The following is a 13,315-nucleotide window of genomic DNA, read 5'->3' as shown; positions in this document are numbered from 1 at the left end:
CGTTGAACGACTCCACGAATGCGTTATCCGTTGGCTTGCCGGGCCGGCTGAAGGCAATCTCGACCTTGTGATGGTAAGCCCACAGGTCCATCACCTGACTCATAAATTCCGAGCCGTTGTCACAAAACAGCGTGCGGGGCGCTCCGCGTTTGCTCCTCAATTCATCCAGTGCACGCACGACATCTGAAGCGCTCAGTCGCTGGCCAACATCGATGGCTAGTGCTTCGCGCGTAAAGACGTCGATGATGGTCAGCGCGCGGAACCTCTGGCCGTTCGAAAGCTGATCAGCGACGAAGTCCAAACTCCACGCCTGATTTGCCGCCGTCGACTTTGCACGTGCCGGACGGCTCATCTGTGCACGTCGCTTGCGATTTGGTCTGTAGCGCAGCGACAGCCCTTCCTCACGATACAGACGGTACAGCCGATTCTTGCTGACCTGATAGCCCTCCCGGAGCAGCAGCACGCGTATCTTGCGGTAACCATAGCGCACCCGCGTCGCCGCGATTTCACACATGCGCTGCCGCAATGCAGTCTGCCGGTCGCGGTGGCTGCGATACTGGTACACCGAGCGCGATATGGCCACCAGGCGGCAGGCACGCCGCTCTGCTACTCCATAGGCGCACTTTAGATAATCCACGACGTGGCGCTTCGGCGAGGACTTCACCGCTTTTTTTTCAATACGTCGGTCAGCATCGCCTTGTCCAACGTCAGCTCCGCAACTACCTTCTTCAGTTGGGCGTTCTCGTCTTGAAGCTGCTTGAGCTGCCGCACCTGGTCCATCTGCAAACCAGCATATACCTTCTTCCAGCGATAGAAGGTTTGCTCCGAAATGCCTACGTGACGAATCAGTTCCGCTACCGGCATGCCTGCTTCGGCCTGTTTCAACACCGCCACAATCTGCTCGACACTGAAGCGCTTGCGTTTCATCGTACGGCTCCTTTCATACTGAAAAGTCCGCCGAAAACTCGTTTACATCATGGCACTGTTTACTGGGGGCCGCTCACCGAGGCCGTTCTCCAAGATTGAAATGGCCCGAAGAAATCAGGCAGGTCACGACCGCTTCATCGTATTCGCCCATCCGCGCGTGTTTAAGCACCTCGGAACCTCGGACGGGAAGTCACGCCTTGCGGCCCCGGCGCTCCAGTTCGACCCTGGTACGTTCCAATTCTCGCGCGAACGTGGCCTCATCCGGGAGGACCGTCTGATACTCCGCTGCGAGTATCTTGTTCGGTAAGTTGTCGAGTGCATAATGCGCCTCGGCCGCGCCTTTTTCAGCACACAGAATCAAGCCAACCGGGGGGTTTTCGCCGGGCTTCATCCAATGTTCACGCGCGTAGTTGAGGTAGAGACGCATCTGCCCCGCGTCCGCATAGCTGAAGCGCCCGACCTTCAAATCGATAATGAGCAGGCATCGCAAGCGCCGGTGAAAAAACACGAGATCGACTCGAAACCAGGTGTCATCGATCCGTAGACGCCGCTGCCGACCTATGAACGCAAAGTCATCGCCGAGCTCGAGGAGGAAATCCGCCAAGTGCTGGATCAAGGCCGCTTCGAGATCCGACTCCGAATATTCGTCCTTCATGTCAAGAAATTCGAGGACAAACGGATCGCGGATCGCTTCCTCAGGCGAGAGAAGATCGCCGGGTTGCACTACAGCCGCCTTTCCGAGCAAGGACGCCTTGTTGCGTGACAGCACCAGCCGCTCATAGAGCTGACTGCTGATCTGACGGTCAAGCTGCCGCACAGACCAGCCCTCACGCAACGCTTCAGCCTCGTAAAAGTCGCGAGCAGCTTGCGCTTTCACCGCGAGGAGGCGAACGTAGGCGGACCAGGGCAACGGAAAAGCCTGAGCGATAGAATTTAGCTCAAACGCCATGCCCGTCGACGCCTTCACAGCTGCCTTGGTTGATTTTGCAGACGCTGTCGGGACAATCCGGGCGGGCGTGGATTGTGCAGACAGTGTCTGCAAAATCCGATCCGCAGGCCACGTCAAGTAAAAGGCGCGCATCTGTGCAAGATTGCGCCATCCGAAGCCGCGACCGAATCGCTCTGACAGATCGGCGCCCAAACGGCGGATCACCGCCTCGCCATAAGCGGCCCGTTCCTCCCCGCCCTGCTCGAACTCAACGATTCGTCGCCCGATCTCCCAATAGGTCGCCGTCATCAGGGCGTTCACCGTGCGAGCCGTCGCCTCGCGCGCCGACGCGACTACATCGGCAATTTCACGGTGCAGTCCCGCATAAGCGGCCTGCCCGACCTCGCGCTGCGTCACAGTGCGTTCACCACGTCCTTGAACGCCTTGCCGGCGGTGAACTTCACAGTATTCGCGGCCGGGATGGCAATCTCCGCGCCCGTCGTCGGATTACGTCCCGTGCGGGCAGCGCGCTGCCCCTGCGAAAACGCGCCGAAACCGATCAGCTGTACCGATTCGCCGCGACTCACCGCGTCCGTGATCGCGTCCAGGACCGCCTGGACGGTTTTGCTCGCGTCGGTTTTGCTGACGCCCGCGCCCGCTGCGACCGCGTCAATGAGTTCCTGCTTGTTCATGAACAGCCTCGGCAACAAAGTCAAAGCTGCACCCTACCTCATCCCGCTGCACACACGCAAATCGCTGGCGATCAGTGCAGCAATACCCTCCAACTCACTGGCATCCGTCCCCACCACTGCCCGCGGCGGGCGGCCCACCGATAAACTCCGGCTTACACCTGTCGCGGACACGCTCGCCCAGAGCAATCGCGAACGTCTTCCGCCCGGCCCGCGCTCACCCAACCAGCGGGCCGGTGCGGGCGTCATCACTCGCGCTGACTACGTGGTCCGGCTTCCGGTGTCCCACAACCTGACTGTTTCTCCAGCCGAATCTGCCCGGCCGACCTGCGCGGACTACGGCATCGGTTCGTGCCGCGTCTCCTGCCTCCCCTCTGCCCGCCACCGGCAGCCGGGCCTCGACTCAACTTCAGTCGTGTGCGCCCCACGCTTACGCAACTAAAGTTGTAACCATTATGCCGCATCGCAGCAATCGCTCGTGGCGCCTTATTCTGCAAGGCCCAGAAGCTCAATCCCGTTTCAACTAAAGTTGTGTCTATCGTGTCGTTCGACGTCAACTAAAGTTGTAGCGCAACGCGCGATTTCAACTAATCTTGTGTCGTAATGGTCGACGCGGTGGCGGAAGCTCGGGATGACACGGCGCTCACGGTTGCGGGCAAGCAATCCAGCCAAGGACGGCGAAGCCGAGCCGCCGGGCGACGTCGATCTGGTGCCGCCCAGTATTTATCGAGCCGACGCCCGTTCGCGCCTTGCCGTACGGCCCCGCGTGCCGCCGATCATGGAGATTCCGATGACCCAAAGAATCGAATCGAACTCGACGCCATCGCCAGGCATCACCATGACCGCAACGTCAATCCTCCATCACCGCCTCGCCGAATTGCAGTTTCAGGCGGTCGCCGAGTCGATTTCCGATTATGCGGTCTACTTGCTCGACTGCGACGGAATCATCGCGACATGGAATGTGGGGGCGGAACGGATCAGCGGCTATTTCGCGGACGAGATGATCGGGCGCCATTTTTCGTGCATGTATCCGGCCGAAGCGGTGGAAACGGCGGGACCAATGCGCAGCCTTGACGAGGCTGCCGAGCACCACCGCTTCGAAGGCGAAGGGTGGCGCATTCGCAAGGATGGCTCTCGTTTCTGGGCCCATGCAACGATTACCGCCGTTCGGGACGACTCGGGGCAAGTCTGCGGCTTCGTCAAAATCATGCGAGACACGACCGAGCGCGCCCGGATCGCACATCTCGAAGCCTCCACCAACCAGCTCAACTTGTTCATCGCGATGCTCGGCCACGAGTTGCGCAATCACCTAGCGCCCCTCCGGAACTCGATTGGCATCCTGCAAACCACCCCCAATCTTGGACCTCAACTCGCGCAATGTCGGGATGCGATCGACCGACAGCTCGGTCAGCTCACGCGGCTGGTGGACGACCTGCTGGACCTCGGTCGCATCAAGGCTGGCAAAGTGAAACTGGACTTGACCATCGTGGCAGTGCGCGATGTGGTTACGCGTGCCGTTGAAAGCGCCCAAGCCAAGGCAAGCGCCAGGGCGCAGCGCATCGAGGTCAGTCTCCCGGACCAACCGGTGTACGTGCGCGGCGACAAGACGCGTCTCATCCAGGTGCTGCACAATCTGCTCGACAATGCGTCGAAATTTTCGCCAAAGGGCAGCCCAATCACAGTATCGGCTGGCGTAGATGGCGCCCACGTTGTGGTCCGCGTGACGGACCACGGCGCCGGCATCGCGCCGAGCGCGCTGAATACCATCTTTGACACGTTCGAGCAGCAAGGCGCTGCGGGAGGCCCGCAGGGCGGATTGGGCTTGGGGCTGGCGCTCTGCCGGTCGTTTGTTCGCCTGCACGACGGTACGATTTCGGCGGAAAGTGCCGGCCGTGGCCGCGGCACGACATTCTCCGTGCGCCTGGCGACGGCCAGCGCGGCGGCCAGCGAGCAGCGGGCGGACGAGCCGAACGTCGGTTTTCCCGCCGCAACGCCACTGGTTGTCCTCGTTGTTGACGACAATCGCGATTCGGCCGATACGATGGCGGTATTGCTCCGTACCCTGGGCCATGAAGCGCACGTCGCCTATCGCGCGCTTGATGCGCTGGCACAAGCCCGTGCGCATCGGCCGCAGTTGATGCTCATCGACCTGTCGATGCCTGACGGCGATGGATTCGCGCTATTGCGACAGCTGCGTGAGACCGAGGGCCTCGGCCAGACCGTGTGCGCGGCCATGTCCGGGTATGCGCGGCCTTCCGATCATGATCGGACCGAGCACGCGGGTTTCGATACCCATCTCGTGAAGCCGGTCGAAATAAGCGCCCTGCAGGCTGTGCTTCAGCGAGCCGGCAACGCGGCGCGCGCCTCGAAAAAATGAAAATGTGGCTGGCCTACCGGTATTACGCGCCCAAACCGCTTCCTGCCTGACCTGTTCGGCTTCGGCCGATCGTGCGGGCGATGGGGATCGGTTCAAGCCACACCTTCTGCTTCCCGTTCCGCCTACACGCAATCGCGCGACCGTAGACACAACTTTAGTTGAAACATAGACACAACTTTAGTTGTGTGAGCGCCCCACGAGCCTGGGCGCTCGCTCGATGTCCCGAAGTGAAGGGTAACATAGCCCTTAATATGTTCCCCTTCAGTTCTTGCGATTCAGCGCTGCGAGACTACCCTCTAGGGTCGTTCGGCACACCGCTACGCCTCCAACAGACACATTTTTAGGAGGCTCGGAGGTAGTCGTGGAGGCAATTGGTCAAATTGAGCCAGTGCGGTATCGTGGGGGCCAGACTATTACAGCCTCGGCGCTGAAATCGGAATGGCTCACGTAGCCGGGCGATCGTCTCGAGGAACTCGCCGCTTCCTAGCACCGGAATTCTCAGGCGGCAGCAGGTCGGCAACCGGACGAGCGTCAGCCCACTTCTGAACCTCATGTGTGAGCCATCCTACCCTCCGGCCCGACAGTAGTCGCGGCTCGGGGAAGGCTTTCTCTCGTACGAGTTTCTGTACGGTCGCCGGTGACAGCGAGAGTGCCACTGCTACTTCCTTCAAAGAGAAACAGATCTTCATTCCACTTCGCCCTTCGTCTGTTGCCGTTGACCCCTTATCCGCGCAGAGGCATTGCGAACATGCACAACCGGAGAATCGATGAGATTTAGGGAGCACTTCGTACTTGCGATTGCGCACGTAGATCCGACTTTAATAGGCATTTGCCGAGCGGGGCAAACGCGCCAGCAGGAACAACCTTCTGTTTGGCGGCGTACCGATCGAACGACGGATTTCCTCGAAGTTCCGCAGTAATCCTTTCCCAAATGAAGCTGAGTCGAAAATCCTTACCGCTCTGCCCTCTGCAGTCGCTTCTTTTTATTTGAAGCTCAATGAAGCTCGATCAAGAAACACCGGCGATCTGCTTCTTCGCGGGATACGTCGCAGCAACCGCTTCGAGACGATGTGACAGCTGCGTGAGCCATTCGCGCCGTTCCTTGTCATAGGTATGGCGGTTATAGATGCCGATGATTCCAGGCTGTACATGCCCGAGGACGGCCTCGGCAATATCATTGGGACATCCCAGCGTCGCGAGCAACGTCCGGGTTGTGCGGCGAAGATCGTGGGCTGACCAATGCGTGACGGCTAAACGCGGCCGCTCATGCTTCGGCGCGATCTTGCAATATGGCTGATGATAGTAGACGCCGTGCTGGACCACGGTTTGGTCCATCGAAGATCCGTGCGACGATTCAAAAAGAAACGTTCCCTTGGCCTGATCGAGACGTCGTCGCACAACAACTTCGGCACGGCCTATGAGCGGCACGCGCAGATCTGTCGCTCTCTCATTATGCAATCCCTTGGTCTTTTCCTTCGGAATGGTCCACCAGAGACCGTCGGCTTCCTCGGTTATCTCGGTACTCTCTATAGCGACAATTTCGCCACCCCGCGTACCGGTCCAAATATAGAGCGTCAACGCGTCAGCAACAGTCAAACTGAAGTTCGGCAACCATCGGATCAATGTGCCGAGTTCGTCCAGCGAGAGCACCCGCTTCTGTGTCCCCGTGTATTTCCCCTCGACCTTGCGCCCTTTGCTCTTCAATCGCCCTCGTAGAACTTCCCGCCACCAGTTCGGAGTATTTTCGGGAAGGCGCCCGGCATCAAGCGCATAGTGCCAGGCACTGCCAAGCTCCATACGAAGGCGCGCCGCAAGCATAGGCGTTGACCGATACGAGTCGAGTAAGTCGAATGCCTGAGCACGTGTGATAGCCGCTGCGCTCACATCCGCAATAGGCCCCAACATCGCCTTGAACATACGTGCGACCTCAACCGCTCCCTTTGTCTTCCGATTTATTTCTACATACCCCTCAAGATAGTCGCGGCACACCTGTCCGACTGTGTAGGCGGTCGGTGATGGACGAACAGTCGATTTACCTCGTTTTCGACGGAGTGCTGAAAGCTCAGTACCAGAATCGCGTTCGACACGGTTCTTTTCCCACGCAGCGATCGCTGCGGCAAACGCCATCGCCGGCCATTCGCCGAGCTTTACCTGTCGCATGCGGCCGTCGACCGGCGACTTGTAACGATACGTCCACGACTTGCGGCTCGTCGACGCCTGGAGGCGTAACCCCGGAAACCCCTCAAAGGTCAGGTGCTCGCCACTCAGCAGTTTAGCCGCGACACGTGCATCGAACCGCATTCTTCCCTCGGCGTAGGTTTTCTCGAGAGAAGCATACTCGGCGTAGGTTTTCTGCGCTACATCGCATAAACCTACGCCGATGCAGCAAGTTTAGCCAGGCGCAGACAAGCGCCAATGCGTTAACCGAGGCACCAAGTGACGCGACATAGTCATTAAAATTCAACCACTTATGGACACCGGCAGATCAGTTCGGCCGAACCTGGACAAGTCCGAAATTCCTGCTATTCGTTTTCTTCGAAGTAATGCCCGAACTTGACCTGCTTGGTCCGGATGTAACGCTCGTTTTCCTCGCGCACGGGCACGGCGAGCGCCACGCGTTCACACACGGGAATGCCGTGCTTCACGAGCGTGTCGAACTTCTTCGGGTTGTTGCTCATCAGGCGCACCGACGTCACGCCGAGGATCCGCAGGATCGCGGCGGCCGAATCGTATTCGCGAGCGTCGTCGGGCAGGCCGAGGTCGAGATTCGCCTCGACGGTGTCGCGCCCCTGCTCCTGCAGCGCATATGCGCGGATCTTGTTGCTCAGGCCGATGCCGCGCCCCTCGTGGCCGCGCAGATACAGCAGCACGCCGCGATCTTCCGCCGCGATGTAGCGCAACGCGAGATCGAGCTGCTCGCCGCAATCGCAGCGGAAGGAGCCGAACACGTCGCCCGTCAGGCATTCGGAATGCAGCCGCGTGAGCACGGACTGCTCGCCGGTGACGTCGCCCATCACGAGCGCGAGATGTTCGGCATCGCTGCCCGATACGCGGAAAGCGTACGACGTGAACGTACCGTAGCGCGTGGGCAGCGACGCGGTGGCGACGAGCGTCACGCACTCGTCTGCCTGGCCATTGCCCTGCGTGGGCGATTGGGGACGCGAAGACATCATGAATTCAATCGAAACGATCTGGAATGTAGGAGTTGTGTGGATAGTGCGTGACCGGAGTTTACCGCTAATCTGGAAACGTCACGCGACTGCCGCAGCAGGCCCGGCTATACTGGGCCCGTCGGGTGCCGCGCATCACGCCCTGCCTTCCCTGCATCTTCCCGCACACGGAGAAAGCAAATGAGCACGACTGTCGCGCAAATTCTCAAAGCCAAGCCGGATTCCGGCCGCACGATCTACACCGTCAAGAAAGCCGATTTCGTCTATGACGCCATCAAGCTGATGGCGGAAAAGGGAATCGGCGCATTGCTGGTCATGGACGGCGACGACATCGCGGGCATCGTCACCGAGCGCGACTACGCGCGCAAGGTCGTGCTGCAGGACCGTTCGTCGAAAGCCACCCGCGTCGAGGAAATCATGACGGCCAAGGTGCGCTACGTCGAACCGTCGCAATCCACCGACGAGTGCATGGCACTGATGACCGAGCACCGGATGCGCCACCTGCCCGTCATCCAGGACGGCAAGCTGATCGGCCTGATCTCGATCGGCGACCTCGTGAAGAGCGTGATTGCCGACCAGCAATTCACGATCAGCCAACTGGAACACTATATCCACGGCACCCCGACGGTCACGTCCGCCTGATCCGTCCCAGCGAAAAAGGCCCAAACGCGCGAGCGTCTGGGCGGAAAAGCCGCCGGAATGCGGCGACGGAGGTTCTGCTCTGCTGACGCAGACGCGCGCAAGCGGCGCGCGTCCCGTCGGTCACATGCTGTGCTCGGGCAGACCCGGGAATGTTCAGTTGCCGAAGTAGACGGAGTTCACGGGATTCGCGGCTTCATGCGTCATGCGGCGGCCCGACTGGCCTGCGCCCGTCGCCACCGCACCATAACCGCTCGTATCGGCTTGGGCGAGCATCGGCTGGTTCGGCTGGATCCGTTGTTCCGCGGCCTGGATGTTGTCCGGATATTGCGAATCGCTCGCGAGCGGCTTGTAGCCGTTCTGTTCGAGTTGCACGAGCTCGGCCCGAACCTGGTCGCGAGTCAAGCCCTGCTCGGACTGTGCGAACGATGCGATCGGGGCGGCAAGAACGGATGCAGCGATCGCTGCGTAGATGATCGACTTCATGGTGGACCTCCGAAATATGTTCTCTTTTGACGTCGCTCCCGGCGGGACTGTCTGAAGCGATGGATCAAGTGTAGTGCTGGCGATACCAAGGGGAAACCCTTGGTTTGAACATACAGCGTTGCATTTTCGGAAAAAATCGACCGCTGTCACCGTGTGCGATCGCTATTACTTAAATCATTTTCACAACAATGCCTGACGAAAGGCCGACAGCCAAAGCACCGATCCGGAAGGTTGTGTTGTAGAATCGTAAGGTTTTATTCACCTCTCGATACCCCATTCACCATGCACGCGCCCATGCTCGCTCCGGTTTCGCCGCCTGGCCTGGTCGGCGTGCGCGTGCGCGCCGGCCAGCCGGCGCATCCCCTCGCTCGACGCACGGCCCAGGCGCCGCTCGCGCCTGCCCGGCGCCTGATCTGACGGCTCGGTCTCCTTCCCGGAGCCAGGTCAGACAGGCTCCGGGCGATCCCCATAGGCGCGCCCCGCCTGCCCCATGCCGATCATTTGGAGAACTGCCATGAAACAACGCCTTTACCAGTTGACCGAACTCGACGTTGCTCGCCTCGAGAAGCACGCCGAACACAACCCGCGCTTCCAGACGATGCTCGACACGCTGCTCGAGCGCGCAGATATCGTGCAACCGGACGCCATCAAGGCAAACGTCGTCACGATGAACTCGCAGATCACACTGCTCGACGAAGCGACCCAGGAACAGGCCACCTGGACGATTGTTTATCCGGACGCCGCCAATCTCGAGCTCGGCCGCCTGAACGTGTTCTCGCCGGTCGGCATGGCGCTGCTCGGCACGCAACGCGGCCAGCTGGTGAAAGTGCTGCAGCCGAGCGGCGCCGAAAGGCTGATGAAGGTCGCCGCGATCGTGTTCCAGCCGGAAGCCAACGGCGAATACACGCGCTGATGCTGCCGGCCGGCAGCGCACACGTCGGCACACCAAACAAAAAGCGAGGCTCAGCGCCTCGCTTTTTTTGCGGCCGGACGATACGCAGCGTCATCGCAGCCCGCATCGCCGATGCGGCGGGCGAAAAAAAAGGCGCCCGAAGGCGCCTTTTTCGATACTGCGAAGCTGGTTACCCAGCCGTCACGCTTAGAAGCGGTGACGCAGACCAACCGTTGCTGCGGTTTGGTTGATCGACGAGCTCGGCAGCGTGTTGACGTCGCCGTTGTAGATCGATGCGCCAACGCCGTTCTTCGCAGCGCGCTGGTACACAGCTTGTGCGTAGACGTCGGTGCGCTTCGACAGCGAGTAGTCAGCTTGCAGGCCGAACTGGTTCCAGTGCGTGCTTTCGCCAGCAACCTTCGCGTTCGTGTACGTGTACGCTGCGCCCAGGCCCAGAGCCGGCGTCAGGTTGTACTTCGCGTTGACTTCGTAGTTGTCAGCGTGGAACGTAGCCGCGCCGTTAGCTTGGTTGTCGACACGCGATTGCGTCCATGCTGCGCCAACTTGCGCCGGGCCGAATGCGTATGCAGCAGCCGCGCCGTACGTGCGCAGGCGGCCTTGGCCGTTGAACAGAGCCGACGACGAGTCAACTGCGCCCGTGCCGTTGTTGTTCGGGTTGTTCGCTTGCGAGTAAGCTGCACCCAGCTTCAGGCCTTGGTACTGGTACGACACGCCGCCGCTGTAAGCACGGTTGTTGCCGAAGTTCGTGCTGTTCGAGAACGAGTACGTGCCGCCGAATTGCAGGCCAGCGTAGTTCGCGCTTGCGAACTTGATCGTGTTGTTAGCCGAGTAGCCGCCGTTCGTGCTCAGGTTGTCGTTGTTGAACGGGTGAGCGAAGTACGTACCGCCCCACGAGCCCGTTGCGGTCAGCGGTGCCAGGTAGTCCTGGACGGAGTCGTACTGCTTACCCAGCGTAACCGTGCCGTACTGGCTCGACAGGCCGACGAAAGCCTGGCGGTTGAACATGCCGTTGTTGTTCGCGAACTTGCCGTTGCCGATGTTGAAGCCGCTTTCCAACGTGAAGATTGCCTTCAGGCCGCCACCGAGGTCTTCCGAACCACGCAGGCCGAAGCGGCTCTGGTCAATGCCCGAACCCATCGACCACAGCGACTTGCCCTGGCCGGCTGCGTTCTGGACGTTGCTTTGGTAGGTGATGCCTGCGTCCAGCACGCCGTACAGCGTGACGCTGCTTTGCGCGTGAGCGACGGTAGCGAACGATGCTGCAGCTGCTGCAACGATCAGAGTCTTGTTCATTCGTGGAGCTCCCTTCTAAAAAGAGGCAGGTCTCGCGACCTTGTTCATAAACGGTCTGCAACCGCCCGGGAGCGCCATCGGTCCTTCTGGCCGCGCCCGGATAGTTGCCCGTTTGGGAACCGTGAGTTTAGGGGTGTACCCTAGGGACGCGATCTGCAAATAAAGAAATAAGCTTTTCCAGAACTAGAAATAATGAAAGTGGGGACGCGTTATAAGTATTTGTTTTAACGTCTTTTTTGACCTATTGACGGATGTTTTTTGGAGGCTTTCATCCCACCATTCTTTCGTGTCATCGTCTTGACGGTTGCATAGAAACAACAAACGGAATCGATGGAACCACACGAAAACGGTAATTTTTACCCGAATTGATCTCAAATATTGGGCCTGGCCGCCTAAAACGCAGCGACTGAACGGTAAACATTCGGCCGCGCGGCCGTAGCCGACCCCATTGGCCGTCGGCGCCAACTTCAACGGGGAGATCGAGGGCGGCGCCCCGGCAGCCGCCGGGTCGTCGTGACATGCGGTAACAGCCTTAACGACCCGCGTAACCCGGCTCCGGGACCTGCGGGCTAATGTAAGGCGGCTTCGACTACATATATAGAGGACCCGCATGGATCGACGCTCGTTGCTACGCGCCGTCGGACTGACCGCCGCCTTTGCCGCCACCGGCGGCTGGCTGCGTACCGTCTCCGCCCAGCCCGCCCCGCCCGGGTACCGGCCGCCCGGACCGCCTCCGGGCCCCGGCAGGCCGCCTTATTCAGATCGCCCGGGCTTCGCACCGCCTGCACAGCGGCATGATCGCCGGCCGCCGCCTCCACGGCCGCACGGCTATGTCTGGACCGACGGCTACTGGCGCTGGCAGCGCGGCCACTATATATGGGTGTCCGGACGCTGGGTCGCCCGCCGCCCCGGGCGCAGGTGGGTACCTGGATACTGGCGGCGCCAGGGTCAAGTGTGGGTCTACGTCGACGGCACCTGGCGTTAAGTCGTCCGCGCCGGCCGTCGGTCGGCGCGAATCCGCCGCTTCCGCGCCCTTGCCGATCGACACGCCGCCCTGTCCTGCCTACGAGCTGACCGACCGGGCGGAGGCCGATCGCGCTTGCCACGGTCACGACAGTCGTCGGCACCCTTCAAACGCCGATCGCCACGCGTGCGTTCCGCCCTTCGCGACACCGCATGCGAAAGCAGCGCCCTCGAAACGTTCGGATGACGAAATCATCTGCTGCTGCCGCAACGCACGCATCCCGTCGCCGGCCGTCACGCGACCGCACGACGCACTCCGCTCAACGCCCGCTGCTTTCCTGCTCGCGCGCACGGCGACGGGCCGCGCAAATCGCACGATGATGTTCGTCTGCCCAGCGGATCAGCGCGTGCATCGGCGTCAGGAACGAACGCCCGAGGTCCGTCAGCGCATATTCGACGCGTGGCGGCACCTCGGCATACAGCGTGCGGCTGACGAAGCCGTCCTGCTCGAGCCGCTTGAGCGTGCGCGACAGCATCTGCTTCGACACGTCGCCGATCGCACGGGCGAGTTCGTTGAAACGCATCGTGCCGCCGGACAGCGCCTCGAGCACGAGCAGGCTCCACTGGTCGCCGATGCGGTCGAGCACATCGCGGATCGGGCACGGCTGATCGAATTCGACGGATTCGTCGGCGGACGGAAACGACATGACGGGATTCTCTTTCACGGGCAATGCACGGTCACCGCGGTGTGACCTGTTCACACCGCGGTGACTTCTTGTGACGGGTTCGCGGCAACTGTACCATTCGATCGACTCGATGGCCGAGCGGACTTGCCAGTTCTACGAAGCATGCGCACGCGCACCACCGGCACCCCGTCGCCGCCGATGACGACGATCGGCGTCATCCGCAGTCGCACACCACGCACCGCGC

General features: G+C 60.8%; 12 protein-coding genes and 1 pseudogene. 4 read left to right on the top strand and 9 right to left on the bottom strand.

All coding sequences use genetic code 11. The annotated features are described in order from the left end of the window. The 3 genes and pseudogenes from U4012_RS34970 to U4012_RS34960 all read right to left on the bottom strand — a co-directional run. A pseudogene (locus U4012_RS34970) lies at positions 1-927 on the bottom strand (IS3 family transposase); the annotation flags it as partial. A 190-nt stretch (positions 928-1,117) separates the two neighbouring features. After that, positions 1,118-2,272, bottom strand: coding sequence for a PDDEXK nuclease domain-containing protein (locus U4012_RS34965; protein ID WP_321804394.1), 1,155 nt, complete (start codon positions 2,270-2,272; stop codon positions 1,118-1,120). Further along, on the bottom strand, positions 2,269-2,547 hold the full coding sequence (locus U4012_RS34960; RefSeq protein ID WP_059571965.1) for an HU family DNA-binding protein: 279 nt from the start codon (positions 2,545-2,547) through the stop codon (positions 2,269-2,271). The genes U4012_RS34965 and U4012_RS34960 overlap by 4 nt, the downstream gene beginning before the upstream one ends. Before the next feature lie 628 nt (positions 2,548-3,175). Between U4012_RS34960 and U4012_RS34955 the strand changes: the two genes are divergently transcribed. Then, complete coding sequence (locus tag U4012_RS34955; RefSeq protein ID WP_415750428.1) at positions 3,176-4,921, top strand: ATP-binding protein; 1,746 nt, start codon at positions 3,176-3,178, stop codon at positions 4,919-4,921. Positions 4,922-5,364: 443 nt separating this feature from the next. On the opposite strand, the gene U4012_RS34950 is transcribed toward U4012_RS34955, so the two are convergent. The 3 genes from U4012_RS34950 to ribA form a co-directional block, all read right to left on the bottom strand. Then, positions 5,365-5,610 carry a helix-turn-helix transcriptional regulator gene (locus U4012_RS34950; protein WP_081076467.1) on the bottom strand — a complete coding sequence of 82 codons (246 nt, stop codon included), beginning with the start codon at positions 5,608-5,610 and terminating at the stop codon, positions 5,365-5,367. Positions 5,611-5,929: 319 nt separating this feature from the next. Next, positions 5,930-7,222, bottom strand: coding sequence for a tyrosine-type recombinase/integrase (locus U4012_RS34945; RefSeq protein WP_321804388.1), 1,293 nt, complete (start codon positions 7,220-7,222; stop codon positions 5,930-5,932). 221 nt (positions 7,223-7,443) lie between these two features. After that, on the bottom strand, positions 7,444-8,094 hold the full coding sequence (gene ribA / locus U4012_RS34940; protein WP_044846712.1) for a GTP cyclohydrolase II: 651 nt from the start codon (positions 8,092-8,094) through the stop codon (positions 7,444-7,446). 177 nt (positions 8,095-8,271) lie between these two features. Here ribA and U4012_RS34935 point away from each other — a divergent pair, with 177 nt between their 5' ends. After that, entirely contained in the window at positions 8,272-8,733 is a 462-nt protein-coding gene (locus U4012_RS34935) for a CBS domain-containing protein (RefSeq protein ID WP_044846711.1), read from the top strand. Between the two features lie 153 nt (positions 8,734-8,886). Here U4012_RS34935 and U4012_RS34930 read toward each other — a convergent pair whose 3' ends face one another. Beyond that, positions 8,887-9,216, bottom strand: a complete 330-nt coding sequence (locus U4012_RS34930; protein ID WP_044846710.1) for a DUF4148 domain-containing protein — start codon at positions 9,214-9,216, stop codon at positions 8,887-8,889. Positions 9,217-9,730: 514 nt separating this feature from the next. Between U4012_RS34930 and U4012_RS34925 the strand changes: the two genes are divergently transcribed. Continuing rightward, positions 9,731-10,129, top strand: a complete 399-nt coding sequence (locus U4012_RS34925; protein ID WP_044846709.1) for a GreA/GreB family elongation factor — start codon at positions 9,731-9,733, stop codon at positions 10,127-10,129. A gap of 186 nt (positions 10,130-10,315) precedes the next feature. On the opposite strand, the gene U4012_RS34920 is transcribed toward U4012_RS34925, so the two are convergent. Next, the gene (locus tag U4012_RS34920; RefSeq protein WP_044846708.1) at positions 10,316-11,422 is read right to left on the bottom strand and encodes a porin; all 1,107 of its coding nucleotides are present in this window, start codon (positions 11,420-11,422) and stop codon (positions 10,316-10,318) included. Positions 11,423-12,032: 610 nt separating this feature from the next. On the opposite strand from U4012_RS34920, the gene U4012_RS34915 reads away from it, so the two are divergent. Then, complete coding sequence (locus U4012_RS34915) at positions 12,033-12,407, top strand: hypothetical protein (RefSeq protein ID WP_321804384.1); 375 nt, start codon at positions 12,033-12,035, stop codon at positions 12,405-12,407. Positions 12,408-12,705: 298 nt separating this feature from the next. Here the strand turns inward: U4012_RS34915 and U4012_RS34910 are convergent, their stop codons facing one another. Beyond that, complete coding sequence (locus U4012_RS34910; protein WP_321804382.1) at positions 12,706-13,092, bottom strand: helix-turn-helix domain-containing protein; 387 nt, start codon at positions 13,090-13,092, stop codon at positions 12,706-12,708. Positions 13,093-13,315 lie beyond the last annotated feature (223 nt).

The organism is Burkholderia sp. BCC1988 (assembly GCF_905339895.1).
In the GTDB taxonomy this organism is placed as follows: domain Bacteria; phylum Pseudomonadota; class Gammaproteobacteria; order Burkholderiales; family Burkholderiaceae; genus Burkholderia.
Note: the sequence above shows the minus strand (reverse complement) of the source record. Positions and strands in the feature narration are given on the sequence as shown.